This is a genomic window from Enterococcus florum (assembly GCF_004309355.1).
In the GTDB taxonomy this organism is placed as follows: Bacteria; Bacillota; Bacilli; order Lactobacillales; family Enterococcaceae; genus Enterococcus_A; species Enterococcus_A florum.
The window spans coordinates 138,426-163,956 of sequence record NZ_BJCC01000012.1 but is presented as its reverse complement, the minus strand read 5'-3'; the positions used below and the strand labels follow the sequence as shown (position 1 = coordinate 163,956).

Sequence of the window (25,531 nt, the reverse complement as noted above, 5' to 3'; positions counted from 1 at the left end):
TTTTTTTAGGCTTAAGCATGTAAAACTTCGAGCATTTTTTCATTGAATGCTGGCAGGTCATCCGGATTTCGACTGGTGACGAGCTGCTTGTCTACAACAACCTCTTGGTCCTTAACAGTTGCTCCAGCGTATTCAATATCAGGACGTACAGTGTCATAAGCAGTCATTGTTCGTCCTTTCGTCAAGCCGGTTTGGATAAAGATTTGCGGACCATGACAAATCGCAAACAATGGACGGTCATTTTCTAAAAAGTAAGAAACAAAATCGACAAAGCGTTGATCCGATCTTAGCTGATCAGGTGAAAATCCTCCTGGGATTAGTAATCCATCAAAGTTCTCTGGCTTAACAGCATCGATCGTTGTATCGATCGTAAACGTTTCACCTTTCTTTCCAGTGATTTCTTTTCCAGCTTCTTTTTCAATCAAAACGACTTCGTAGCCATTATTTTCTAGGGCCTCTTTTGGGGAAGTTAATTCGACATCTTCCACTAAATCAGTTACGATTACAGCAATTTTTTTTGTCATAGATTCTCTTCCTTTCTCTTTTGTCTACATATAGCCTAACGAAGTTTGAAAGAGATGACAAATAATCTGTTTACAAAAAATAATTTAGATAAAACGAGCAATCAGCTGTAATAATTGATTTGGCATCTTTGAAAGGTCGCTGATGTCGACAAATCGTTCCTGACCGTATAATTCTTTGATTTGTTCTTTATCCTCTCCAATAGCAGCAGCAATAAAAATGATCCCTTGCCGTTCATAGTCTGCCAACACTGATTGAATGTCTTCTTTTGCCTTTTTTCCAGTATAGTCCGGCAAGGCTTTGGGCTGTCCATCACTAATAGTTAACAGAATCTTCGTTTCTGCAGTTTGATGGCTCAATTTTTCTGCCAAAATACGCAATACCACCCCATCCCGATTATTTTGACGTGGTTTCATGGTCGAGAGCTTTGCCGGTAAAAAGTCAAACGAGTCATTAAACTCTTTATAGGAATATAGCGAAGTCTTTTCCCGTTGCGATACATCTGCTGAATCTCCGTAGAGTGTAAAGGGGATGTTTGTTTGTTCGGCGAATAAGGATAAAGCTGCTGCAGCCTGCTTCGCTTTATCGATCCGGTTCTCTCTGATCATTGATCCGGATTCATCGACCCGAACAGCCAGAGCTAAGGATGGCCGCTCGGAAGGAGGATTCTTTTTGTCAAAGGTCCGCAAATCACCATAAGCGACTCTTGATGGATTGAAACGAGTTCCATAATACTTTCCATTGGAATAATCTGTCTGTTCTTCTTTGTCTAAAAGATCATTGATGACTCGGCTCAGACTATCTACTTCTGCTCGAACACTGTCGCTGATTTGCTTTCCTGCTGCCACAGCTTGCTCTGTGATTTTAGGGCGATGAACAATCGTTCCTTCTTTGGCATGCATGGTGTCTTTCAATACTGCACGAGCTTCACGATTTAGTTCTTTTCGCTGGGTTTTGTCCCATTCAGCTAAATCGTCTAACGAAAGAGCCGAGCCGATTTTATCCTCCTCGCTGACAGATATTTCGAGACTCCTTCCTTCAGGAGCTGTGTGTTCAGCTTCAAAATCGAAAGAATTGTCGGAAGCTGCTTCCTTCTCAATTTCTTGTTGCTCCTTCTCATCGGTCTCCTCAATTGATTGGTCTGGCTTCTTTTCTTCAGGTTCAGGAGTCGTTAAGGTCCCTGTTTCGCTCTCCTGGAAAATATTGCGTTTCTCAGCTTCTTCGGCACTGAGAGTACGGCCCTGTGCCTTCGCTTGTTTGAGCTTCTGCTGTGTTTTGTATTGCTGCAATTCTAACAGCAGGCGGCTTTCTTCTAAGGCATCGGTCAATAGTTTCAATTCTGTCTCGTCAGTAGTCAATTTGTACAGAACTTTAGGGTAAATCGTTTCTAGCGCATCTTGTCCCTGCTTTACACTATTGCTCCAAAAGAAAAATGAACGCATCCCAGCGACCCCTTTTATCGCATTGGCTTTGGCTGTGTCATCTAATAATCGAATGATTTTTGCCATAATAGTCAAGTAGCCGGTCTCTTCAAAACCCGTTTTGGCTTGTGCACGTTCAACCATGACCTCTATACTTGGCAGATCCATCTTTTCTGCATGCTGGATTCGATCTCGCAACGATTCATTTAACGGACGATTCCCTTGATAATTTCGATTCGTCGTAATCACGACGACACAATCTGGATGACGCCGTATGATTCCGGTTGGAATATTCAGTACACTATTATGTTCAAGTGCTGAATTTAATGCGACCAAGACAGATGCATCTCGGATCACTGTTGGTTCTTGAATCTCCAGCAAGTAGCCTTTTTCTATCGCACGAACAATTTCTGATGGATAAAACTTATATTGAACGGGTTGCTGCTCCTGATCATTTGTGATCCGAGAAATCAATGCGGCCAATCTCTCTTTGGCCTGAGTCTGACTGATGCTATAATGACGAGCAATCAGTGCAAGTACTTCCTGCAAAGAGTCAGTTTGATAAATCGCTTCTAACAGCTCCTCTGCTTGATCATCATCTGAATGAATAACCGGTAATAATGCGCCAAAGACGTCTGTTTTATCCATATCCGCAAAACAGGTTACTTTCGTATATGGCAGTTGCAGATCAGCAGATAACGCTCTGGCCATTTGTGTCTTTCCCGATCCCGCATCGCCTTCTAGTAAAATATTCATGATTTTCATTTCCGGATCTGACCAGTTCATTTTAATTTCTGACGCGATCCGCAGTTCCTCCAAGCTGTCTCGATGACTTGCTGGTTTGCGCCAGATCATCTGCTGTTCAACTTTGGAAAAATGGCGGTCTGCTGTTACTGAAAAGTCATTCTTTTCGATTGCCATTTTATACACCTCATTTTTAATATCCAAGGTCCGTCAGCAACCGTTTCAAGGTTCGGAAACGCTCACCGATCAGTTCGCCATCTTTGTTCATTGTATCGTAAAACAATAAGATATCTTCATCGATTTTTGGATTCTCCGTATCAACTTTGACCGTCATCCGACCACCCTGCAACCCAATAATGTCGATTTCGGGATTTTCGGGATCGTAAAACTTCTCATATCTGTAAGCATCCTGTAAATAAAGGCTGGATTGTGCGACCAAAATCGCCAGATCCAAAATGCGAGTGATCGGTAATTCTTCAGATTGACGGGACCATTTTTCTCCAGTGTGACGCCAAACCTTTCCAGAGATATCTACTTTTCCTCGGTCATTCCACTGCGCCAAACCCAGGGTCAACCCCTTAGCATCGCTTTGCCAAGCATTGTGCCCGTCTATTTTGTCATAATCCTCCACTAAAAAGACAGGTTTGTGTTTTAAATTTGTCGGTATTTTCATGTTTTCGGCCTCTTTTCATGTTGACTCAATTAATTTACTAAATTAGTAAATGACTAGACAAATGATAGCGTAGACGCCAGTATTTTACAAATAAAAAAACCATCAAGTCGAGAGCTTGACGGTTTTATAGATTTATTTTCCGGCAACGCCGATTGCAATGGCCTTGTCTCCTAAATGTGTCCCGATCACAGGACCAAAGCTGCCGATCTCAATAACTGAAGTAGGATACAACCCGCGCAGCTTTTCATATTCAGTCTGCGCCAATTCAGGATTGTTCGCATGAATGACGTATAAACGCAATTCTTTCTGACTGCTGTTCTGATGTTCCATGATGATTTCTTCCGTTCGCTGGAGCGCTTTTTTTAAAGAACGGATTTTTTCGGACAGGACGATCTTTCCTTCAGAAAAAGTCAAAATCGGTTTGATTTTCAATAAGCCGCCGATGATTGCAGCACCGTTTGTTAATCTTCCACCACGGACCAGATTGTTCAGATCGTCAACAATGATGTATGCATGAGTAGTGTCTCGTACAGCATCTACTCCAGCAATCACTTCAGGTAGACCTTTTCCCTGGTCGGACAACTCTAATGCTTTTTCTACCATATATCCCATTGGGACGCTGGTAATAGTCGAGTCATAAGGAACGATCGTCAAGCCATCAATTTCATCCTTGATGGAATGAAGGGTACGAACAAAACCAGAGATGCCCTCTGAAAGATGGATGCTCAAAATGGTGTCATAGCCTTGCGCTCGAATGTCCTGATACATTGTCAGCACTTCACCGAGAACAGGTTGAGAGGTCGTTGGAAACTCTTCACTTTGATTCAATAGACGATAAAACTCGTCTTCGTGGATGTCCACTCCCTCTTCAAAGGGTTTGCCGTCTATTATTACAGGAATGGGGATGATAAATAAATCGCGATGATTTTTGATGCGTTCATTTAGATAGGCAGAGCTATCAGTCACGATCGCTAATTTCATAGTAGCTTCCTCACTTTTAATCGAAATTTGCAATATATAAAATATAGCATATTCAGAGAGTCAATGGAATTTAAACTTTACCTATTTGGCCAAAAAGCCTTGGACGGCCTGTGAATTCTGAGCGAAATCAACATTCAGAACACTTCCTGCATTATAGGTATCTCCGTAACTCCATGAGCCATCGACTGGCAGTGTCATGCGCTCGATCCCCATAGCAGCTTTAGCAAAATTGAAGGTATTCAACGCAACCCAGCCATTGCTCATGTCGGTTGAGAGATACCCGAACATTTTTCCGGCGGTATACGGTCCTCTTAGCAAAACGAACGGATTTTTAAGCTGACCAAAAACAGTCTGCATGACTTGCTGCTGTCTGCGTACTCGGCCAAAATCGCCTTCCTCATCCATTCTGAAGCGGGCATAATTCAGTAGGGTGTGTCCATTCATCCTTTGAGGCCCTTGACTGATTGGTTCATCAATATAAGCGCTCATATCTTTTTCGGCATCAATTGGAACACCGCTCGGGAATAAAGCATCAATCCCCTTTTCAAAGGATTGGAAATCTACCATTGCATAATAGCGGCAATCAACACCGAAGTTTTCCTTCAAGGTTTGACGAACCAAATCAGCACCGCCATAAGCATAAGCGGCATTTAATTTGTTTTCACCCACACCAGGAACATTGACATACATATCGCGCATAAATGAAACCAACTTCGGCTTTCCACGCCCATCAACTTGCAAAATCATAATGGAATCTGCACGGCCGGATACATTATCTCTGGTATCGCTGCCGAGTAAGAGAATATTGTTTGTTCCATCCGCAGATGAGGTGCCATTAAACTCTTGTTCCTCTAGTTTGGGAATAGAAGAATCAAACCGGGCCATCACATTGCCGGCAATAAATGAAACGATAAAAAAACCAATCAATAAGAGCAGTAGGGATAAAAGAATCTTTCTGATTTTTCTTTTCTTTTTCGGCTTTTGCTTTTTTTCAAAATTGTTGAATGATTTCTTTCGTCTGAAACTAGGAAAAGAAAAGCGGCGTTTGGTTTTCTTGTTCTCCCATGCATCATAGTCGTCATACAACTCGTCATTCGTATGATGACGATACTGGTCATTTGTTTCAGTTGGGTTCGGCTTTTTTTTTCTTTCTCTTCGAACCAGCGACGCTTTCCGTTCACTGTTTCGGCTTTCGTCATGAACTTTTTTGTATCGATCTACTCGGCTCATGGATCCACCTCTTTATTTACATATGATAGTATCAAAATAGCAAAAGGCAGATGATTTGTCTCAGTTTTCTTGAAAAAAATAAGAAAACCTTAACGTAGTTCGTCAAGGTTTTCGATAAGTGGGATAGTTTCCAACAAATTTTACTGGAAATTCTTGTTGACTAAGCAAATGGATCACTCGATCCAATGTTTGCAGATCTTTTGGCACTTCCAGATCGATGATAAAGAAATATTCGCCTAGTTGTGTTTTTTGCGGGCGTGATTCAATTTTGGTCAAATTGATCTTTGCTTCCGCAAATAGAGCCAGCAGATGATACAAAGCACCCGGTCGGTCAAACGGCAGATCAACCAGCAAAGTGGCCTTTTGGCGTTGAAAATTCAACTGACTTTCGACTGGTTGATCTCCCAGCAGCCAAAAACGAGTTTCGTTGTTTTCCACCGATTGAATATTTCGCTTGACGATAGTCAAATCAAACTCTCTAGCGGCCGTACAAGAGCCGATCGAAGCAATGATTTTCTGCGGAGTCTCTGCTACCCTTTTGGCACCTAATGTGGTTGAGGCCATTTGTTCGATTTCAGCTGCTGGAAAGTATTCCCGAATAAAAGTTTGACATTGTGCCAGAGCTTGGGGATGACTGCAGACCAGCTCTGCTTCCTTCCAACGCTCGGCATACTCTGGGCGAACCATCAGCTGCTGCTCGATCTTCAACGTAATTTCTCCTTGGATCGTCGGTAGATTTTGATAGATACCATCGATGGTCTGCAAGACAGAGCCTTCAATCGTATTTTCAACGGGTACTACAGCATAGTCGATCTGACCTGCTACGCGAGCATCAATTAGTTGAATCAAGGTTGGATAACTTGTCAGTGTTTCAGTTTGGAAAAAAGCCTTAGCTGCTGCGTGAGTGAATGAGCCCTTAGGACCTAAATAGCCAATATCCATTATAGGCCTACCTTTTCCAAGATCTCTTGAACGATCTCTTGGGGCGTTTTATACGATGTATCGACAGTGACTTTTGCTAGTTTTTCGTACAGTTTTTCGCGTGAGAAAAACAGTTTTTTAATCTCACCATCATTTTTATTGGCGGCATTAGGACGAATGTTTTGTTTATCATTTCTAATTCGTTCGATCAAGACTTCAGGATCTGCCTTCAAGTAAATGACCATCTTATTTGCTAGGACGTTTTGGTTTTCTTTTTGAAGGATCACTCCTCCACCTGTGGCGATCACTGATGATTGCTCAACAGCTTCCTTCAACAGCTTTGTTTCGTGTTGTCTAAACGAGGCTTCACCATGTTCTTCAAAATAACGATTGATCGGTCCGATTCGTTCAACCAACACATCGTCCATGTCTACTCGATGGTAGTCGATCGTGGATGCCAACTCCTTGCTGATCGTTGTTTTTCCAGCTCCCATAAACCCAATTAAAACGATCGAATCCATTCCTATTCCCCCTTCGATAATTGTTTGATATCCTCGAAAAATGCAGGATATGAAATATTAACCGCTTCTGGTCGTGCTAACGTTACTGGTTCCTCCGTCAAAAGTGCAGCTACCTGCAGCATCATACCAATTCGATGATCTCCGTGGCTGTTTACCTCTGCACCATGCAACGGAGTTGGGCCGTGAATAATCATTCCATCTTCAGTAGGAATGATATGGGCCCCCATTTTGTTTAATTCTTTTGCTGTAGCATCGATACGGTTGGTTTCTTTGACTTTTAACTCCTCAGCATCATTTATGACCGTTGTCCCTTGCGCCTGAGTAGCCGCCAAAGCCAATATCGGCAGTTCATCGATCAATCGCGGAATGATCTCACCGCCAATTTCGCAGCTGGTCAGAAAAGCAGAATCGATTTTCAAATCTGCAGCCTGATTGGTTTGATCCTGATCCACTAGCTCTATTTTAGCCCCCATAGCTTTTAAAACTTCTAAGATACCTGTACGCGTCGGATTGATACCAACATGTTTAAGAAGGACCGAACTGTTGGGAACGAGACTTGCGGCAACTAGAAAGAATGCGGCGGATGAAATATCTCCGGGAACATGCACCTTCTGTGCTGTCAACTGCTGGTTTCCTTTGAGGGTGATTTTCTTTCCTTCAACAGAGATCACTCCTCCAAACTGACGGATCATTTCTTCTGTATGGTTTCGCGAATGTTCTTTTTCTAAAATGGTACTTTCACCATCTGCTTGCAAAGCTGCGAACAGCAGTGCGGACTTTACCTGAGCACTGGCAACCGGCATCTGATAAGAAATAGCAGAAAGCTCTCCGCCCTCGATTGTGATCGGCGGGTATTCTGTTCCTTCGTGACCTGAAGCCTTTGCCCCCATCTCGATCAATGGAAGCATGACACGATTCATTGGACGCTTGTTCAACGAAGCATCTCCAGAGAGGACCGTTTTGAAAGGTCGGCCTGCAAGTATTCCAGAGACCAAACGGATCGTGGTGCCAGAATTTCCTACATCCAGCACTTCCTTAGGCGCCTGGAGCCCTTCAAATCCCTTTCCCTCGATGTGAAAAACACCATCCTGCTCTTCGATTTTCACACCTAGTTTTTTGAATACCTCGATGGTGCTTAAACAATCTTCTGCTTTCAAAAAATTGTAAACAGTCGTTGTACCATGACTGATTGCGCCAAACATGATGCTGCGGTGGGAAATAGATTTGTCCGCAGGAACTGTCAGTTCTCCTTGCAGTCCTTTTGATTTCGATAATAATCTCATTTATTAGCTCCTTATCCGACAAATAAAATGTTCATTTTCAATTAATTCTTTTCCTTTTAGCAAATCCTGTTGATTTTTAAAGGATAATTCTAATACACCATAAATATCTTCACGCGTTTCTTGAATCTTTAGATTAATGATCGATAGGTGATGCTGGCTTAGTACAGTTGTCACCTTCGCTACTGCCCCGGCGATATCCGGGATATCGACTAACAGATCGTAGAAAGCGGGAATCGCTCCCCTTGCTTGCGGAGGCAAAAGATCTCGGGATTCCTTTGCCTGAGCAAAAAAATCAAAAATACCTTGATGATCTTGTTGATCGATCTTGTGAAAAATGGTGCTCATTTTTTTTTGCCATTCCTGAATCAATTGCAGCAAGATCTCACGATTCGTAATCAAAATATCAGTCCACATTTGCGGGTCAGAAGAAGCAATCCTTGTGATGTCGCGAAATCCTCCGGCCGCTAGCTGATTGGCGCGGGGATGCTTTTGACTTAAGTCATCACTCATTTCCACCAATCCTGAGGCAACGATATGCGGCAAATGACTGAGGACACCAACCATTTGATCATGGCCTTTAGGATCGATCACCACAAACTTAGCCTTTGTTGGAGCCAGCAATGCAATAAGCTCCTCTAGCGCGCTTTGCTCGTCCTCTAAAGGGGTGAGAATATAATACGCTTCTTCAAATAAAAGTGGATTGACCGCTCGTACGCCCGATTTGTGAGATCCAGCCATTGGATGACCTCCGATGAAAGTAAATGGCAGTTCTTTTGCGACTTCCATGACCTTTGATTTTGTGCTGCCGACATCTGTCACCACCACCGAATTCTTTAAAGAAAGTTCTGCCAATTGCTTTAAGTAGGTTAGCGCCACTTGAACAGGGACTGCTAAGATAATCACATCCATTTCGCAGGCAGTTTCCAAACCATTTGCGATCTCATCAATGATACCCGTTTCTTTGGCATAAACACAGCTTTCTGGTGAATGATCCCATCCATAGACAATGTTATTGGTTTGTTTAAGGTTTTGACATAACGAAGCACCGATCAAACCGAGGCCAATTACAAAAACTTTTTTACTCATTCTTTAACTCCCTGCTAGAATTGCTTGATTCGCTGTCTGTATTTGTTTAGTTCAGCAATCAGCTCGTCCATTGTATCGGAGTGAAATTGCTCTAACAGCTCTGCTGCAATGACAGTAGCGGCAACATTTTCAGCAACTACCGCAGCAGCTGGAACCGCCGTACTGTCAGAGCGTTCGACACTGGCTTTGTAAGGTTCTTTTGTGTCCGTATCCACACTCATCAGAGGTTTGTATAACGTAGGAATAGGCTTCATTACACCACGAATGATCAACTGTTCTCCATTCGTCATCCCACCTTCGAAGCCGCCCAATCGATTAGAGGTTCGCGAATAACCTTCCGCTTCCTCCCAGATGATTTCATCCATCACGTTTGAGCCAGGCTGATTGGCAGCTTCAAATCCAAGGCCAAACTCCACACCTTTAAAGGCGTTAATGCTTAAAATGGCTTGCGCCAATTTGCCATCCAACTTGCGATCCCATTGAACATAGCTGCCAAGACCAGGTGGAACATTTTCTAAGCGGACTTCAACGATTCCACCTAATGTATCTCCATCCTTCTTTGTTTGATCGATCAGCTGCTTCATTTCTTCTTCAATTGATGGATCAACAGTATAAACTTCAGAAGCTTCTGTGGTTTGACGGATTTCGGCAACTGAGAGATTTTCTGGAATCTGCGCCTTGATTCCACCCAATAAAACAACATGGCTGGCAATATCGATCCCTACAGCGGATAGCACTTGTTTTGCCAATGCACCGATCGCTACTCGCACGGTTGTCTCACGTGCCGAGGAGCGCTCTAAAATGTTCCTCAAGTCAGCATGCTGGTATTTCATCCCACCAACTAAATCTGCATGGCCAGGACGAGGTTTAGAAACTCGCCTCAATAGTTGATCTTTTTCGGGTACTTCTTCTACCGACATCACGGTCTTCCAATTTTTCCAGTCCTTGTTTTCAACGACCATGGTAATCGGCGAGCCCAAGGTCTTGCCGTGCCGAACACCTGATGTGATACGGACTTGATCCTTTTCAATCTTCATTCTGCCGCCTCGGCCATATCCACCTTGACGCTTTTTAAGTTCTTGATTGATTTTTTCAACGGAGAGATCTAACCCTGCTGGAATCCCTTCAATAATCGCAGTTAATTCTGGGCCATGTGATTCCCCTGCTGTTAAATAACGCATGTGATTCTTCCCTTCTGATTTATAAATTTTAGCACGAAAAAAGCTTACTATAGAAAATCTATAATAAGCTTTCACTAAGTAAAAAAGAAAAAAGCCACTATAGATTTTCATCTATGCGGCTGCAAGACTTTCTTAATACGCCTTAGCCATCATAGATACAAACATGCATCGTCTGTACCCATGATTGATCATGAATACAAACTATCTAAAATAGCTAAAGTAATACATATTCAGTTTTGGAAGAGTTGCTGTTATCATTTAAAACGCTCCAAACCGAGTTAAGATTGCATTAAGTATAGATGTGTTTTTTTTAATTGTCAAATTTTTTTCGACTTTTTATTCATTCTCTATATCTTCTTCGAAAAATAGGAAGAGATCCGTTAATGAGAGATCAGCTTTTTCCTGACCTCGCAAATCTTTGACGATTTGTCCTTTTTGCATAACGATCACGCGATCGCCATATTTCAAGGCATCCTCCATTTTGTGAGTAACCATCAAGCAAGTCAACTGTTCTTCTTTAATGATTTGATCAGTAAATGCCATTAATTGTTTCGCTGTTTTAGGATCCAATGCGGCTGTATGTTCATCCAACAGTAACAGATCCGGTTTCGTTAAAGTAGCCATCAGCAAACTCAGTGCCTGGCGCTGACCACCTGAAAGAAACCCAGTAGGACTATCCAAATGATTTTCTAAGCCATTGCCGATTTGAGCACATAAGGCTTCATAATGCTCTCTTTTTTTCGATAAATTTCGCGGCCTCAACGGGCGTTTTTGACCACGCTTTTCAGCAAGCCCTAGATTCTCGGCAACCGTTAGTCGCGGTGCGGTACCCATTTTAGGGTCTTGAAATACACGAGCGATGTAACTGGCGCGTTTTTCTTCAGGCAGTTTGGTCAACTCATGATCCATTACTTTGATGCTTCCCCCGTCTAATTGCAGCGAGCCTGAAATGCTGTTGAACAAAGTACTTTTTCCGGCACCATTTCCACCTAAAACCGTCACAAATTCTCCTGGTTTGATTATTAAGTCAACGGAACGCAAAATTTGGCGCTGATCTTTGATGCCATTGCGGATCGTTTTGCTGGCTTGTTTGATTTCCAAAGCATTCATGAGCTACTCCTCCAACCCGGTTTTTAAATTCAACGATTCTTTCAAACGTGGGATCATCAAGCAGATGGCCAAGATGATCGATGAGAAAATCTTCAAATAAGTTGTGTCCAATCCCAATTTGATGATCAAGAGAATCAACAATTGATAGATGACACTTCCCAATACCACAGCAATCAATCGCTCTCCAAACGTTAATTCGCCATACAACACTTCTCCAATAATGATCGACGCCAGACCAATCACGATCACGCCGATTCCTTTTCCAATATCTGCGTAGCCATCGTTTTGAGCAATCAAAGCGCCAGACAAGGCGATCACGCCGTTTGAAAGAGTCAGCCCGATTACCTTCATGCGATTGGTGTTGATGCCGATCGAACGTGCCATCGTTTCATTGTCTCCGGTCGCAATATAGGCTTGTCCGAAATCTGTAAAAAAGAAGAACAGTAAGACAGCAATGATGATACTTACAGCAATCAATCCTAAGATGACGATATCATAATGATCCGGCAAATGAAGTCGGGTAAAAAAATCTTGGATCTTCGGTTGGCCCAATAAGGATAAGTTTGGTGTCTGCATGATAAACAGCATCACCGAATTCAAACCTGACATAACCAATATTCCGGCTAAGATGACTGGTATCTTGCCCTTAGTGTAGAGCATTCCGGTAATAAACCCAGCACACATCCCCGCAACCACTCCTAACAAAGTTGCCAGCAAAGGATGAATGCCATTCGTTATCGCTGTCACGCACACTGCTCCACCTAGCGGAAACGAGCCTTCCGTTGTCATATCGGGAAAGTTTAAGATTCGATAAGTCATAAAAATTCCCAATCCTAAAATTCCCCATAAAAACCCTTGTCCAATCGCTGAAATTACCATTTTGCCTACTCCCCTTCGATTAACTGCGCTTCTGCTTTTACGCTTTCAGGGATCGTAACTCCCAATTGCGCTGCTTTTTTCTCATTGATGATCATTTCCCCATAATCGACAACGTTGACTGGCGTGTTTTGCGGGGTAGATTTTCCACTTAAAACATCTGCCGCCATTTTTCCTGTTTCAACTCCTAATTCAAATTGATTCTGACCGATCGTGGCAATTCCGCCTTCTGCGACCATGTTGTCAACCGAAACAAACACTGGTGTATTGTTTTTGTCAGACTCATTAATGACTGTTTGGAACGAACTGGCAATAATATTGTCCTGAGGTACATAGATTAGATCATTTTCTGCAGAAGCGGCTTGTGCGATCCTAGCCATTTCGTTTGTTGATGGCAGTGCATAACGTTTTGTCTCGTAGCCTTCCTCTTGAGCTCGTTTTTCAGCATTGTCGATCTGAGCCTTGGAATTCTCTTCAGAAGATGAGTACAGAAAAGCAATCGTTTTTGCTTCCGGGAACAATTCTTTGATCAAGTCGAATTGCTGGTTTACAGGCGCTTGATTATTGACCCCTGTGACATTCCCACCAGGATCCTCCAAACTTTTGACCAATCCAGAGCCGACAGGGTCGCTGATCGCTCCCATGATTACTGGAATCTCTTTAGTACCATTAGCCAGTGCTTTAGCTGCTGGAGTCGCTACACCTACTAGTACATCTGCTTTTTTATCCAATAGTTGCTGCGTCATCGTATTTAATTTGCTTTGGTCTCCTTGACCATTTAAAAATTCGATCTTGATATTTTTGCCATCCTCATAGCCTTCTTGTTTCAATCCCTCGACGACACCATCTTTGATCTGGTCCATCGACGGATGACTGATAAACTGCAAAATTCCGACGGTCTGTACTTCCTCTTCTGAAGTAGTCGCCGTTGATTGTCTTGACCCCATTTGATAAGCAAAAACTCCGATTAGTACAATTGCAATTGCGATGATTGAACCGATAATCCCTTTATTTTTCATATTAATATCCTCCTTGATTTTTGTATTAAAAAAGACAACTACCTCTAAAAATGAGCGGTAGTTGCCAAAAAAACAAAAACCGCATAGATACTCATCTATGCGGGAAATGACACATTTAAGTAACCAGCATAGATACAAAATTTAGAGACAGTCTAAACGTTGTATCTATGAAGTGTAATTCACAAATACAACTTATCTACGCCAGTTTTGCCAGCTATTCAATTGATTAGACAAGTAATGTTGATTCATGAATGCCACTCCTTTTTTGATGTTGAGAACAGTCTATCTAAAAAAACAAAGACTGTCAATATGATTTATTAAAATAAAATGAATCATTCTGAATCATTCTCACCGTTTTCTTGCAAACGCCACATTGGCAAACGATTCAATTCGGGAATAAATTCGTTATTAAGGTCACGTAGATCCTCTAAAACAAAGCGTTTTTTCTCCTTACCCTTTTGGAAAAAAATGAATGTTACCTTTGTGGGATCAATCTGATATTTTTGCGCTATTTTGCTGCTGTCATAAACGATTGGATAATAGTAAAACATGCGATTTAGTTCATCTTCTTGTTCTGGTGTTGTCAGAATCTTCATCACATTTTGATATGAATCCCCATTCGGTTGACTGAACATGACAGAAATGGCAGGTGTATCATTAATTATGCGGTCTGATTTTCCATATTCTAAAGGCAGAATGTGATCCGATTCAATGGCAGCAAAAACGGTCTGCTCTAATTCGCTTTGTCGAATCGATTGTTGCGCGAAATAGGTAGTAATCGAAAATAGCAGTGAAAAAAAGACTAAACTTGCTGCAATCATTAAGGACTTGCGTTCATTTTCTGTAACGACGTCTAAAAAGAGCTGCCAAATCGTCTGTATTTTTGTCTTTAGTTTTGTCAACAGATCATTCATCCATCACGCCTCCATTCAGTATTATAGACGGTAACGATTCATATAGCTAGAACAATTGTAGCAAAATAAAGTGAATAACGATATCGGCTTTTCTTCACTTAAGAATTGTTAGCGCTTTATTTTAATGATACTATAATAATATATTGTTTTGCAGGGAGGAATTCAAATGAGCAGCATTCAACATTTCAAACGCGAAAGTATCAACAAAGACAACGCCTGTTTTTCTGCTATACGCGCCGTTATTGAAACAGCATTTTATGGCAACAATGTGACAAAGGTAACATCGTTAGAAACAGCTTATACCTTAGCAAAGAATGCACCTGGAACGATTGTAACGGATTTACCCGTCTCTCATACTGAGGAGCTGGGATTGCCAGAGGATGCGAAAATACTCGTCAATAATGACGGTGCAGTTGTTGGTCGAACCGCCGCGGCCCGGAGGATCATTGGACAGGATGGCGTAGACGAAGCTAAGTATTGCAAAATTTTACAGGAGGCTGTGTTCACCTCGGGACGAAAGCAGTTTTATAAAGGCTCGATTTTTGTTGGATTGGCTCCAGAATTCACGATGCAGGCACATTTGATGCTGCCGCAGGAATACAGCAGCAACTTGTATACGTACTTATTAAATTTTCAAATTGCCAATGACCATACTTTTTTCTATGCAGCATCAAAAGAGATTCCTGAAGGAGACCTTTACCTTTTCTGTGATCCAGACTGGTCTCATCCAGATTTTCCAGATGGTTTGGTTGTGATCGACCATCTGCATAATTGTGCCGCTGTACTGGGATTAAGGTATTTTGGAGAATTAAAAAAAGCAACATTGACCTTGGCATGGGCTTGTGCGCATCGAAATGGCTTTATCGCCTGCCACGGCGGAATGAAGCAATATGTACTTCCAGAACATAAATATACAATGGCAGCTTTTGGACTTTCGGGATCAGGAAAGTCAACGATTACCTTAGCTAGCCATAACAACCAGCACATGATCAATGTACTGCACGATGATGCCTTTGTCATCTGTAAGAATAAAGGTTCTTCTACTGCGTTGGAGCCTGCCTATTTTGATAAAACCCAAGATTATCCGTTAGTAAGCGATCAGGTCAAATACATCGTGACTGCACAAAACGTAGGTGTAACGCTGGATAATCACAACCAGAGAGTATTGTTAACCGAGGATGTGCGAAATGGAAATGGCCGCAGCATCAAGAGCCGCTATGTCACGAAGAATCGAGTGGATCACTTAGTAGAAAAAGTCGATGCTGTTTTTTGGATCATGAAAGACGATAGTTTCCCGCCAGTTATCAAGGTCAACGATCCAGAGCTGGCAGCTGTTTTAGGTGCCACACTAGCAACAAAACGTTCGACCGCAGAAAATGTGATCGGTGATTCTTCTAAAGATAAATTGGTCATTGAGCCGTTCGCCAATCCTTTCCGCTGCTACCCGCTAGCTGAGGACTACAAAGATTTTCTTGAGCTGTTCAAAAACCAGCAGACGGATTGCTACTTGTTGAATACCGGCTTTTTCCAAGGTAAAAAAGTGACACCAAGCCATACCTTGACCAGTATTGAAAAAATCGTAGAAAAAAATGTGGAGTGTCAGACATTCGGTCCGTTGAAAGAAATGACCTACTTGCCGATCGAGGGGCTGCTTCCAGACTTTACTGATTTGGCTTATATTACGAAATTGATGAAACGAATCGAAACTCGTTTAGCCTTCGTTCAATCTCGAAAACACGTCAACAATGGATATGATCGGTTACCAAACAATGCAGAGCGTCTGTTGCTGAGGATGCTGGATGATCTCCATACCTATAAAGAATCCCTAATTAACTAATTTTTGTCAGTGACTTTCTTGGTCACTGACTCTTTTTTGTTTATAATAGAGATATTCTGAACAGAAATGAGGGCTAAACATGTCTTTTGACGGAGTTTTTACCCATGAAATGGTGAAGGAGTTACGAGAAACGCTGCTCTCTGGTCGTGTTTCCAAAATCCATCAACCTTATGAAAATGAAATTATTTTAGTGATTCGAGCCCGAGGCAAGAACCACCGTCTTCTGCTTTCGGCACATCCAAGCTATGCACGGATCCAACTGACAGAAATCGGTTATCAAAATCCAGAAATACCGCCAAGCTTTGCAATGATGCTGAGAAAACATCTTGAAGGTACCTTGTTGGAGGAAATAAAACAAATTGAAAATGATCGTGTGATCCAGTTTATTTTCAGTAGAAGAGATGAACTAGGCGACGCGCAAAACATCGTCTTGGTGGTGGAATTAATGGGACGTCACTCAACGATTATCTTGATGAATCACCAAACTGGAAAAATTCTCGATGCGATCAAACACGTGGGCCATTCGCAAAACACGTATCGAACGATTCTTCCTGGAAATGAGTACATTGAACCGCCAAAACAGAATCTATTGAATCCTTTTACAGCAGAAAAGGAAACGGTGTTTCACCTGCTTTCAACTGCAGAAGTTTTGAATGGGAAGTATTTACAGCAAACATTTCAAGGGTTAGGCCGAGATACCGCAGATGAGCTGGCCCATCGCTTGAATCGGGACCTTAATCAAAAAATGCAGGTATGGAACGGCTTCTGGCAGCAAGTGATAGAGGATCCACAACCGACATTAGGAAAAATGAGCGACAAGGAGTTCTTTGCACCCATCGCTTTTGAAACCTTTGAACAAACTCAATCATTTGAAACGTTAAGCTTGTTGCTGGATGCCTACTTCGGCGAAAAAGCGGAGAAGGATCGCGTGAAACAGCTGGGAAATGAATTGATCCGCAAAGTCGAAAACGAGATCAAGCGGAATCAAAGCAAATTGGCAAAGCGGGAAAAAACCTTGGCAGATTCTGAAAATGCCGAGGAGTATCGACGGGATGGCGAATTGCTGACGACGTTTATGGCACAGGTCCCTCGCGGTGCTGAGCGTGTTGAGTTGGAAAACTATTATGAGAACAATCAACTGATCACGATCAAACTCCGACCGGATCTTACGCCAAACCAAAACGCTCAAAAGTATTTTCAAAAGTATCAAAAGTTGAAGAATGCCGTGAAGTTGATCCACCAGCAAATCGCTGAAGCCAAAGATGAGATCGAGTATCTAAACTCCGTTCTCTCTCAATTGGAGATCGCTGGACCTATGGATATAGAGGTTATCAAAGAAGAACTGATTGCCAGCGGATATTTGAAGAAAAAAAATACTAAAAAAACGAGAAACCAGAAGCCTTCTCAGCCAGAAACGTTTGTATCTACAGATGGAACAACTATTTTAGTCGGCAAAAACAATTTGCAAAATGACCAGCTGACTCTAAAAAAATCGCGCAAAACAGACATTTGGCTGCATGCAAAAAACATTCCTGGTTCCCATGTAATCATTAAATCTGAGAACCCGTCCGATCAGACGCTGCTGGAAGCGGCAGAGTTAGCAGCCTATTATTCGAAATATCGCCATTCGGCTCAGGTTCCAGTTGATTATGTTGCCGTGAAGCATGTTCATAAACCTAATGGTGCAAAGCCAGGATTTGTGATTTACGAAAACCAGCAAACACTGTTTGTTACTCCTGAGGAACAAACGATTGAACGATTAAGGAAAAACAACTCAAAATAAAAGAAATCCTGCCGAGATAAAAGGATTCTCGACAGGGTTTCTTTTTAATCGGCTAACCAGTGTTCAGGATCTTTTCGCCATTTTTTCAACAAGTTTAATTGTTCTTCGTTGATGTAGTCTTCTTTTAAAGCGATCTCGATCAGAGTTGAGTAGTTGGTCAACGTTAGTAATGGCATTTCAGCCGCTTTGAACTTTTCAACGCCTTTGTCTAACTCATAGGTAAAGATTGCTGCAACACCTAAAACGTCTGCACCTTCTCTTTTTGCTGCTTCCGCTGCTTCCAGCACACTGCCGCCGGTGGAGATTAAGTCTTCGATGACCACCATCTTTTGACCTTCAGCAATGCGTCCTTCGATTTGGTTGCCTTTTCCGTGGTCTTTAGCTTTGCTGCGAATGTAAACCATTGGCAAGTCCAATAATTCTGCAACCCAAGCAGCATGAGGAATCCCTGCTGTAGCAGTTCCAGCAATTACTTCTGCGTCTGGATAGTTCGCTTTGATTTCTTCAGCCAATCCCTTAGCAATTTCACGACGAACTTCTGGATAACTCATCGTAATTCGGTTATCACAATAAATCGGTGATTTGATTCCGCTGGCCCAAGTGAAAGGCTCATCAGGACTTAAAAAGACTGCTTCAATTTTTAATAAATCTTTTGCGATGTTTTCTGCAACTGTTCTCATTCTTCACCGTTCCATTCTTTTTTGATTTGAAGATAGCTTCCGTAAGGTGTTTCCGATTGCGTAATCGGACGTCCCACCACAATATAATTCGAACCGATTTCCCGCGCTTGCTGCGGGTCCATCACTCGTTTTTGGTCGCCGACACTAGCACCTTTCGGACGAATTCCTGGTGTTAGACAGATAAAGCCGTCATTAGTCGCTTCGTGGATCATTTCCACTTCTAATGCTGAGCAAACTACACCATCCAAGCCAGCTTCTTGAGCACACTTAGCATAATGGACGACACTTTCCTTTAATGGTACTTGAATCAGCTGATCGCGGTGCATCTGCTCTTCACTGGTCGAAGTTAGCTGAGTAACTGCAATCAGATCCGGCACTGCTTTTCCTTGTGCTGTTCCTTCAGTCAAGCCTTCTTTAGCGGCCTTCATCATTTCTACTCCGCCGGCTGCGTGAACGTTGGTCATACGAACACCTAATTTCGCTAGACCCTTCATCGCTTTTTTGACTGTATTCGGAATGTCATGCAGCTTCAGATCAAGAAATACGTCATGTCCATTAGCGGTCAGCTCATGAACAATACTGGGACCTTCCTGATAAAAAAGCTCCATGCCAATTTTTACAAACAGTTTTTCTTCCGCTGGAAACTGAGCTAAAAAGGTCTTGATTGCTTCTTTTGAAGAGAAATCAAGTGCAATAACTGGTCGCTTTTCCATTATCTTCTAGCCTCCTTCACTTCTTTACGTAATTCTTCCAGTGAATCAATGCCTAACTCGGCCATTTTCGCTGGTAAGGCATCAATCAGCTTCGGGCAAATGTATGGATCAGTAAAGTTAGCGGTGCCTACTGCAACTGCGCTGGCACCTGCCATAAACATTTCCAACACATCATCGACGGTTTGTACGCCGCCCATGCCGATAATCGGCAGATCGCTGACACCTGCGACTTGATGAATCAGGCGAATTGCGACTGGTTTAATCGCTGGACCTGACAGACCACCCGTCTGGTTAGCCAAAATCGGCTGGCGAGTCTTCAAATCAATCCGCATTCCTAACAGCGTGTTGATCATAGTAAACCCGTCTGCACCGCCTTCATCAATCGCTTTAGCAATTGGTACAATATCGGTTACGTTTGGACTCAGCTTCACGTAGACTGGTACGCTGGCAACTTCCTTAACGGCTTTGGTTAAGCGATAAGCGACCTCTGGATCAGTCCCAAAAGCAATCCCGCCATGCTTCACATTCGGGCATGAAATGTTTAGCTCTATGGCTTTCACATTCGGGGCATCCCCAATTTTGGCACAGACTTCGATATAGTCCTCTTCACAAGCACCAGCTACGTTGGCGATAATCGGCAGCTGATCAAACTTTTCTAAAGAAGGTAAAATTTCTGTCATCACAGTATCCAACCCAGGGTTTTGCAAACCGATCGCATTCAGCATGCCGCTTGGCGTTTCTGCTACTCGCGGAGTTTCATTTCCATAACGAGACTGTGGTGTTGTTGCTTTGATCATGATTGATCCCAGCTGATTCAAGTCGTAATAATCGGCATATTCTTTGCCAAATCCAAAGCAGCCACTCGCTGGCATAATTGGATTTTTCAAATCTAAGCCTGGTAATTTCACGGCTAATGGATTCATTAAAAGATAACCTCCCCTGCTTGAAATACTGGTCCGTCATCACAGACCTTCACACTTTTGCTTGGATCGTCAGCCACATGACAGACGCAGGCATAGCAAGCACCCATGCCGCAAGCCATCCGTGATTCCAGAGACAATTGCACATTTTCAACTTCACCGTAAAGCTGTTCGACAGTTTTCAGCAGGCCATTGTTTCCGCAAGCAAAAACAGCGGTTGGTTTTGCTTCGGTAGCCAATAATAAATTACCAACATTTCCCTGTAGGCCAAAGCTGCCATCATCGGTTGAAAAGCGGGTATCGCCTAAAGCTTGAAACTCTTCTGCGTAATAAACGTGTTCTTTTGAAGCAAAGCCCAAGAAATGAACCACTTCTACACCTTGATGTTTCAGCTGTTTTGATAATTCATACAATGGAGGGACACCAATGCCGCCACCAACGATAAAAGCTTTATCGCCTTGACTCAGTCCAGACAAATCGAAGCCGTTTCCTAAAGGACCCATGACATCCAATTTGTCGCCTGCTTCAAGCTCTGCAAAAACCTTGGTACCGTCCCCTTCAATCCGATAAATAATCGTACAGGTTGCTTGATCTTGATCAATTTGGTTGATACTAATTGGTCGACGCAGCAACAAATCAGCCCGCGGAACCCGAAGATGGATAAACTGACCGGGTCTTTTCATATGTTCCACCAGCTTGCCAGTTAAAACCATTTCGTAAATTCGTGGTGCCAGCTGTTGCTGACGGACAATCGTCATCATTTCTTGTTTCATAATGGCCTCCTTTAAGAAAGGCTTCGCAAAGCTTTGCGAAGCCGAAAATCGATGATTGATAGTATTACTACGCGTCTCGCTTAAATTTCGTGAATCGAGAATGCCCGTGATTCCATTACTCGCAAGATCGCATTTGCGGTATCTAGTGAGGTGAACAATGGTACGCCGTGTTCAACTGCTTCACGACGGATAATGAAGCCATCTTCAGATGTATTCTGACGGTTTTTATCCATGGTATTGATCACAACCTGTGCATCTCCGTGACGGATCATTTCCACTACGTTGTCTTCTGAGGACTCAGAGATTTTCGCAATAGTTTTAGCAGTTAAGCCATTTTGTTCAAAATACTTAGCAGTACCTGCTGTAGCAATTAAGCTATAGCCAACATCTGTAAAGCGTTTCGCCAAATCTAATGCTTCTTCTTTATTTTCATCCGCAACAGTGAACAGAACTGCACCATAATCTGGCAGATGTAAGCCCGCTGCCTCAAAAGCTTTATACAACGCTTTTTCTAAGCTGCGATCTGAGCCCATCACTTCACCGGTTGATTTCATTTCAGGCCCTAAGTAAGTATCGACCTTTTGCAATTTGGTAAAACTGAAGACGGGTGCTTTAATATGAACCAATTTGCTTTCAGGATACAGGCCGTCTTTGTAGCCTAGCTCCTCCAAAGTACTGTCCAGGATTGCTTTAGTAGCAATTTGTGCCATCGGAATGTTGGTAATTTTACTCAAGAAAGGCACCGTCCGGCTCGCCCGCGGATTCACTTCAATGACATAAACCTGTTCTTCATGGATAACGAACTGAATGTTCATCATACCGATACAGTTCATACCTAAAGCCAGCTTGCGGGTGTAGTCTTCAATGGTTGCAATAATTTCTGGTGAGAAGGTTTGTGGTGGGTAGACTGCCATCGAGTCGCCTGAGTGAACCCCAGCTCGTTCGATGTGTTCCATAATTCCTGGAATCAGGACAGTTTTGCCATCGCAGATCGCATCTACTTCACACTCTTTGCCTACCATGTAACGATCGACTAAGACCGGATGCTCTGGTGAAGCTTTCACAGCATTTGCCATATAGTCTTCCAAGTCTGCTTGGTTCTCAACGATTTCCATTGCCCGTCCACCCAATACATAACTTGGACGAACCAATACCGGATAACCGATTCGGTCAGCGATAACAACAGCTTCTTCACTGCTGGTAGCAGTGTCGCCGACTGGCTGTGGAATACTTAATTTCTTCAGAACCTGTTCAAATTGGTCGCGGTCTTCTGCCCGGTCCAAATCTTCAATACTGGTCCCTAAAATTTTCACGCCGTTTTTGACTAAAGGCTCAGCTAAATTAATGGCAGTTTGACCACCGAATTGTACAATCACGCCAATTGGCTGCTCTAGTTCAACGACGTTCATCACATCTTCTAAGGTTAATGGTTCAAAGTAAAGCTTATCAGAAACTGAGAAATCCGTCGATACAGTTTCCGGATTACTGTTCATAATAATTGCTTCATAACCTGCTGATTGGATCGCTTTCACCGAGTGAACAGTTGCGTAGTCAAACTCTACTCCTTGACCGATCCGGATAGGACCAGAACCCAGTACCAATACTGACTCTTTATCTGAACGAATGCTTTCATTTTCAAATTCATAGGTGCTGTAGAAATATGGTGTTTGCGACTCGAACTCCGCTGCACAGGTATCCACCATTTTGTAAACTGGTAAAATTTTCTCCTCGTGTCTAAGGTCGCTGACTTCCTTTTCAGTCATTGACCAAAGTCCGGCAATCTTCTTGTCCGCAAAACCATTTTGCTTCGCTTTTTTCAGTACAGCGGTATCTTTTACATGTTGAGCCAATTCATTTTCCAGTTCAACGATGTGCAATAATTTATCTAAAAAGAATAAATCAATCTTAGTTAATTCACTTAACTCTTCAATACTGTAGCCGCGGCGCAAAGCTTCCGCTAAATAGAACAAACGGTCATCTTGCGCTTTGACAATTTTTTCAGTTAGCAGTTCATCAGTCACTTCGCTGAATTCAGCGATTTCTACATGGTACGTGCCAATTTCCAGCGAGCGAACGGCTTTTAACAAAGATTCTTCAATGTTACGACCAATTGCCATGACTTCTCCGGTCGCCTTCATTTGTGTGCCTAATACCCGTTCACCTGATTCGAATTTGTCGAAGGGCCAGCGAGGGATTTTAGCAACCACATAGTCTAAAGCCGGTTCAAATTCCGCATAAGTGGTTCCAGTAACAGGGTTCTTCATTTCGTCTAAGGTTAAGCCAACTGCGATTTTCGCTGCTAGCTTCGCAATTGGATACCCGGTTGCTTTACTTGCCAAAGCGGATGAACGCGAAACCCGCGGATTCACTTCGATCACATAGTAATTAAAGCTGTGAGGGTCCAAAGCCAGCTGCACGTTACAGCCGCCCTCTATTTTCAATGCCCGGATGATCGATAGTGAAGCATCCCGCAGCATTTGGTATTCATAATCAGACATCGTTTGACTTGGTGCAAAGACGATCGAATCGCCAGTATGAACACCGACCGGGTCAAAGTTTTCCATGTTACATACTACAATCGCATTGTCAGCAGAGTCTCGCATCACTTCGTACTCGATCTCCTTATAGCCGGCGATGGATTTTTCAATTAAACATTGAGTGGCTGGGGACAGCTTCAAGCCGTTTTCAGCGATCACGCGCAGTTCTTCCTCGTTGTCACACATCCCGCCGCCGGTTCCGCCTAAGGTAAAGGCTGGACGAACAATAATTGGGTAGCCGATTGTGTTAGCAAAAGCGACTGCTTCTTCTACGGTATTTACAATTTCTGATTCAGGAATCGGCTGAGCTAATTCCTCCATCAACTGTTTAAACAAATCACGGTCTTCCGCTTGGTCAATCGCCGAAAGCTTCGTACCTAACAACTCGATGTTCAATTCCTCTAAGATGCCAGAAGCAGCCAGCTCCATCGCCATGTTCAGACCAGTTTGTCCACCAAGAGTTGGTAAAATCGCTTCGGGTAATTCTTTACGCAGAATACGAGAAACAAATTCAAGCGTAATTGGTTCGATGTACACTGAATCTGCAATTTCCTTATCCGTCATAATTGTTGCCGGGTTGGAGTTCACCAAGACAACCTCGTAGCCTTCTTCTTTTAGAGCTAAGCAAGCTTGCGTGCCGGCATAGTCAAATTCGGCTGCTTGTCCAATGACAATCGGTCCAGAACCGATAACCATGATTTTCTTAATATCTGTGCGTTTTGGCATTTATGCTTGCTCCTTCCATGCATCCATCATTTCCATAAATTCATCGAATAAATGTAGTGCATCATGTGGTCCGGGTGCTGCATCCGGGTGGAATTGCACACTGAAGGCTGGGTAATGACGATGTCTTACCCCTTCAATCGTACCGTCGTTGACTTCCACATGCGTCACCATTAATTTTGTTGAATCAATGGTTGCTTCGTCTACCGCAAAGCCGTGGTTTTGCGACGTAAAGTCAATTCGGCCTGTCGCAATTTCTCTTACCGGGTGGTTTAAGCCACGGTGACCGAATTTCATTTTATACGTATCGGCACCATTGGCTAATGAGAACAATTGATGGCCTAAGCAAATACCGAAGATCGGCACCTTGCCTTGAATTTTTTGAATCATTTCAATGGCTTCTGGCACGTCTTTTGGATCTCCTGGTCCATTGGTCAACATCACACCATCGGGAGCCAAATCCAAAATCGTTTTTGCATCCGTGTTGTAAGGCATCACGGTTAGATTACATTCCCGGCGAGACAATTCCCGTAAAATACTGTGTTTCAGACCAAAGTCGATCACTACGACATTCCGGCCAACACCAGGGCTTGGGTAAGGAGTTACCGTTGAAACTTGATGCACCTGATTAGTTGGCAATACGGTGGCCTTCAATTGATCAAACGCATGATCAAATTGATCACCCGCGTCAACCATGCTGGCCTTCATCGTTCCGTGGTTACGTAATTTTTTGGTTAAAGCACGCGTATCAATTCCTGCAATCCCTGGAATTCCTTTGCGCTTCAAAAATTCGTCTAAGGTCATTTGGTTGCGCCAGTTGCTGGCACGACGCGCATGTTCCTTCACAACGACCCCTTTGCAAGTCGGAGCAATGGATTCGTAGTCGTCACGGTTAATTCCGTAATTTCCCACCATTGGATAAGTAAAGGTGATGATCTGCCCGTTAAAGCTTTGATCCGTAATGGTTTCTTGGTAACCAGTCATACTGGTAGTAAATACGATTTCACCAAACACATTGGCTTCAGCACCGAAGGCTTCCCCTTCAAATACTGTGCCGTCTTCTAAAATTAGCAGTCTCTTCAA

General features: G+C 42.9%; 22 protein-coding genes. 2 read left to right on the top strand and 20 right to left on the bottom strand.

What is annotated here, in order from left to right; translation table 11 throughout:
* Positions 1 to 11: 11 nt before the first annotated feature.
* From NRIC_RS07960 to NRIC_RS07895, 14 genes are all read right to left on the bottom strand, one after another.
* Entirely contained in the window at positions 12 to 524 is a 513-nt protein-coding gene (locus tag NRIC_RS07960) for a type 1 glutamine amidotransferase domain-containing protein (protein WP_146622171.1), read from the bottom strand.
* 84 nt (positions 525 to 608) lie between these two features.
* On the bottom strand, positions 609 to 2,864 hold the full coding sequence (locus NRIC_RS07955) for an AAA family ATPase (protein WP_146622170.1): 2,256 nt from the start codon (positions 2,862 to 2,864) through the stop codon (positions 609 to 611).
* Positions 2,865 to 2,880: 16 nt separating this feature from the next.
* The gene (locus NRIC_RS07950; protein ID WP_146622169.1) at positions 2,881 to 3,360 is read right to left on the bottom strand and encodes a DUF6530 family protein; all 480 of its coding nucleotides are present in this window, start codon (positions 3,358 to 3,360) and stop codon (positions 2,881 to 2,883) included.
* Between the two features lie 132 nt (positions 3,361 to 3,492).
* A complete protein-coding gene (fakB, locus tag NRIC_RS07945) occupies positions 3,493 to 4,341 on the bottom strand; it encodes a DegV family protein (RefSeq protein WP_146622168.1) in 849 nt (282 codons plus the stop codon).
* An 81-nt stretch (positions 4,342 to 4,422) separates the two neighbouring features.
* Positions 4,423 to 5,571, bottom strand: a complete 1,149-nt coding sequence (locus tag NRIC_RS07940) for an LCP family protein (RefSeq protein WP_146622167.1) — start codon at positions 5,569 to 5,571, stop codon at positions 4,423 to 4,425.
* A 102-nt stretch (positions 5,572 to 5,673) separates the two neighbouring features.
* Positions 5,674 to 6,513, bottom strand: coding sequence for a prephenate dehydratase (gene pheA / locus NRIC_RS07935; RefSeq protein ID WP_146622166.1), 840 nt, complete (start codon positions 6,511 to 6,513; stop codon positions 5,674 to 5,676).
* Positions 6,513 to 7,013 carry a shikimate kinase gene (locus tag NRIC_RS07930; RefSeq protein ID WP_146622165.1) on the bottom strand — a complete coding sequence of 167 codons (501 nt, stop codon included), beginning with the start codon at positions 7,011 to 7,013 and terminating at the stop codon, positions 6,513 to 6,515. The genes pheA and NRIC_RS07930 overlap by 1 nt, the downstream gene beginning before the upstream one ends.
* Before the next feature lie 2 nt (positions 7,014 to 7,015).
* Positions 7,016 to 8,296 carry a 3-phosphoshikimate 1-carboxyvinyltransferase gene (gene aroA / locus NRIC_RS07925; protein ID WP_146622164.1) on the bottom strand — a complete coding sequence of 427 codons (1,281 nt, stop codon included), beginning with the start codon at positions 8,294 to 8,296 and terminating at the stop codon, positions 7,016 to 7,018.
* 3 nt (positions 8,297 to 8,299) lie between these two features.
* Positions 8,300 to 9,382, bottom strand: a complete 1,083-nt coding sequence (locus tag NRIC_RS07920; RefSeq protein WP_146622163.1) for a prephenate dehydrogenase — start codon at positions 9,380 to 9,382, stop codon at positions 8,300 to 8,302.
* Positions 9,383 to 9,396: 14 nt separating this feature from the next.
* Entirely contained in the window at positions 9,397 to 10,563 is a 1,167-nt protein-coding gene (gene aroC / locus NRIC_RS07915; protein WP_146622162.1) for a chorismate synthase, read from the bottom strand.
* A 336-nt stretch (positions 10,564 to 10,899) separates the two neighbouring features.
* Positions 10,900 to 11,673 (bottom strand): ABC transporter ATP-binding protein, encoded by a 774-nt coding sequence (locus tag NRIC_RS07910; RefSeq protein ID WP_146622161.1) that lies wholly within the window; start codon positions 11,671 to 11,673, stop codon positions 10,900 to 10,902.
* A 3-nt stretch (positions 11,674 to 11,676) separates the two neighbouring features.
* Positions 11,677 to 12,552, bottom strand: coding sequence for an ABC transporter permease (locus NRIC_RS07905; RefSeq protein ID WP_146622160.1), 876 nt, complete (start codon positions 12,550 to 12,552; stop codon positions 11,677 to 11,679).
* Positions 12,553 to 12,557: 5 nt separating this feature from the next.
* Entirely contained in the window at positions 12,558 to 13,568 is a 1,011-nt protein-coding gene (gene trpX / locus NRIC_RS07900) for a tryptophan ABC transporter substrate-binding protein (RefSeq protein WP_146622159.1), read from the bottom strand.
* 332 nt (positions 13,569 to 13,900) lie between these two features.
* A complete protein-coding gene (locus NRIC_RS07895; protein WP_146622158.1) occupies positions 13,901 to 14,482 on the bottom strand; it encodes a hypothetical protein in 582 nt (193 codons plus the stop codon).
* Positions 14,483 to 14,648: 166 nt separating this feature from the next.
* On the opposite strand from NRIC_RS07895, the gene NRIC_RS07890 reads away from it, so the two are divergent.
* Both NRIC_RS07890 and efbA read left to right on the top strand, forming a co-directional pair.
* On the top strand, positions 14,649 to 16,319 hold the full coding sequence (locus NRIC_RS07890) for a phosphoenolpyruvate carboxykinase (ATP) (RefSeq protein ID WP_146622157.1): 1,671 nt from the start codon (positions 14,649 to 14,651) through the stop codon (positions 16,317 to 16,319).
* Between the two features lie 79 nt (positions 16,320 to 16,398).
* The gene (gene efbA, locus NRIC_RS07885) at positions 16,399 to 18,102 is read left to right on the top strand and encodes a fibronectin-binding protein EfbA (protein WP_146622156.1); all 1,704 of its coding nucleotides are present in this window, start codon (positions 16,399 to 16,401) and stop codon (positions 18,100 to 18,102) included.
* Positions 18,103 to 18,146: 44 nt separating this feature from the next.
* Here the strand turns inward: efbA and pyrE are convergent, their stop codons facing one another.
* The 6 genes from pyrE to NRIC_RS07855 form a co-directional block, all read right to left on the bottom strand.
* Entirely contained in the window at positions 18,147 to 18,782 is a 636-nt protein-coding gene (gene pyrE / locus NRIC_RS07880) for an orotate phosphoribosyltransferase (RefSeq protein ID WP_146622155.1), read from the bottom strand.
* Positions 18,779 to 19,495 carry an orotidine-5'-phosphate decarboxylase gene (pyrF, locus tag NRIC_RS07875; protein ID WP_146622154.1) on the bottom strand — a complete coding sequence of 239 codons (717 nt, stop codon included), beginning with the start codon at positions 19,493 to 19,495 and terminating at the stop codon, positions 18,779 to 18,781. The genes pyrE and pyrF overlap by 4 nt, the downstream gene beginning before the upstream one ends.
* Positions 19,495 to 20,418, bottom strand: a complete 924-nt coding sequence (locus NRIC_RS07870) for a dihydroorotate dehydrogenase (RefSeq protein ID WP_146622153.1) — start codon at positions 20,416 to 20,418, stop codon at positions 19,495 to 19,497. The genes pyrF and NRIC_RS07870 overlap by 1 nt, the downstream gene beginning before the upstream one ends.
* Positions 20,418 to 21,188: a dihydroorotate dehydrogenase electron transfer subunit gene (locus NRIC_RS07865; RefSeq protein WP_146622152.1), complete on the bottom strand. Its 771-nt coding sequence runs from the start codon at positions 21,186 to 21,188 to the stop codon at positions 20,418 to 20,420. The genes NRIC_RS07870 and NRIC_RS07865 overlap by 1 nt, the downstream gene beginning before the upstream one ends.
* An 80-nt stretch (positions 21,189 to 21,268) precedes the next feature.
* Positions 21,269 to 24,451: a carbamoyl-phosphate synthase large subunit gene (gene carB / locus NRIC_RS07860; RefSeq protein ID WP_146622151.1), complete on the bottom strand. Its 3,183-nt coding sequence runs from the start codon at positions 24,449 to 24,451 to the stop codon at positions 21,269 to 21,271.
* Positions 24,452 to 25,531: a carbamoyl phosphate synthase small subunit gene (locus NRIC_RS07855; protein WP_146622150.1), complete on the bottom strand. Its 1,080-nt coding sequence runs from the start codon at positions 25,529 to 25,531 to the stop codon at positions 24,452 to 24,454.

Bases quoted from the DNA above. Each gene is read 5' to 3' on its own strand.
- NRIC_RS07870 (WP_146622153.1), bottom strand. From the start codon at position 20,418: ATGAATCCATTAGCCGTGAAATTACCAGGCTTAGATTTGAAAAATCCA.
- NRIC_RS07960 (WP_146622171.1), bottom strand. From the start codon at position 524: ATGACAAAAAAAATTGCTGTAATCGTAACTGATTTAGTGGAAGATGTC.
- NRIC_RS07955 (WP_146622170.1), bottom strand. From the start codon at position 2,864: ATGGCAATCGAAAAGAATGACTTTTCAGTAACAGCAGACCGCCATTTT.
- NRIC_RS07920 (WP_146622163.1), bottom strand. From the start codon at position 9,382: ATGAGTAAAAAAGTTTTTGTAATTGGCCTCGGTTTGATCGGTGCTTCG.
- NRIC_RS07865 (WP_146622152.1), bottom strand. From the start codon at position 21,188: ATGAAACAAGAAATGATGACGATTGTCCGTCAGCAACAGCTGGCACCA.
- NRIC_RS07910 (WP_146622161.1), bottom strand. From the start codon at position 11,673: ATGAATGCTTTGGAAATCAAACAAGCCAGCAAAACGATCCGCAATGGC.
- trpX (WP_146622159.1), bottom strand. From the start codon at position 13,568: ATGAAAAATAAAGGGATTATCGGTTCAATCATCGCAATTGCAATTGTA.
- efbA (WP_146622156.1), top strand. From the start codon at position 16,399: ATGTCTTTTGACGGAGTTTTTACCCATGAAATGGTGAAGGAGTTACGA.
- pyrE (WP_146622155.1), bottom strand. From the start codon at position 18,782: ATGAGAACAGTTGCAGAAAACATCGCAAAAGATTTATTAAAAATTGAA.
- NRIC_RS07895 (WP_146622158.1), bottom strand. From the start codon at position 14,482: ATGAATGATCTGTTGACAAAACTAAAGACAAAAATACAGACGATTTGG.
- aroA (WP_146622164.1), bottom strand. From the start codon at position 8,296: ATGAGATTATTATCGAAATCAAAAGGACTGCAAGGAGAACTGACAGTT.
- aroC (WP_146622162.1), bottom strand. From the start codon at position 10,563: ATGCGTTATTTAACAGCAGGGGAATCACATGGCCCAGAATTAACTGCG.
- NRIC_RS07930 (WP_146622165.1), bottom strand. From the start codon at position 7,013: ATGGATTCGATCGTTTTAATTGGGTTTATGGGAGCTGGAAAAACAACG.
- NRIC_RS07890 (WP_146622157.1), top strand. From the start codon at position 14,649: ATGAGCAGCATTCAACATTTCAAACGCGAAAGTATCAACAAAGACAAC.
- carB (WP_146622151.1), bottom strand. From the start codon at position 24,451: ATGCCAAAACGCACAGATATTAAGAAAATCATGGTTATCGGTTCTGGA.
- pyrF (WP_146622154.1), bottom strand. From the start codon at position 19,495: ATGGAAAAGCGACCAGTTATTGCACTTGATTTCTCTTCAAAAGAAGCA.
- NRIC_RS07950 (WP_146622169.1), bottom strand. From the start codon at position 3,360: ATGAAAATACCGACAAATTTAAAACACAAACCTGTCTTTTTAGTGGAG.
- NRIC_RS07905 (WP_146622160.1), bottom strand. From the start codon at position 12,552: ATGGTAATTTCAGCGATTGGACAAGGGTTTTTATGGGGAATTTTAGGA.
- NRIC_RS07940 (WP_146622167.1), bottom strand. From the start codon at position 5,571: ATGAGCCGAGTAGATCGATACAAAAAAGTTCATGACGAAAGCCGAAAC.
- pheA (WP_146622166.1), bottom strand. From the start codon at position 6,513: ATGGATATTGGCTATTTAGGTCCTAAGGGCTCATTCACTCACGCAGCA.
- fakB (WP_146622168.1), bottom strand. From the start codon at position 4,341: ATGAAATTAGCGATCGTGACTGATAGCTCTGCCTATCTAAATGAACGC.